General features: G+C 43.5%; 1 protein-coding gene. It reads left to right on the top strand.

Translation table 11 applies throughout. The features are described 5' to 3' along the window. On the top strand, positions 1-223 hold a 223-nt coding region (locus tag AB4496_RS27885), incomplete at both ends, for a diguanylate cyclase (RefSeq protein WP_372133266.1).

Here is a 223-nt window from a genome sequence, read left to right as displayed (position 1 = left end):
TTGGGGTGGTGAAGAGTTCATTCTATTTATCCCCAATACGTCTCTTGAAACAGCTCTCGAAGTTTCAGAAGAGATTCGCCAACAGTTCAATCAAGTCGAGTTCAAAGTGGGTGAACAAATTCGTTTTAACTCTAGCGTGAGTATCGGAATCAGCGATAGCCGAGCGTGTGAAGACGGTGTCACTATTGACGCACTCGTGAATTTAACCGACCAATCTCTTTAT

Origin of the sequence: Vibrio sp. 10N.222.46.A1, from assembly GCF_041473595.1 — a bacterium.
Taxonomy (GTDB): Bacteria; Pseudomonadota; Gammaproteobacteria; order Enterobacterales; family Vibrionaceae; genus Vibrio; species Vibrio tasmaniensis_A.
Note: the sequence above shows the minus strand (reverse complement) of the source record. Positions and strands in the feature narration are given on the sequence as shown.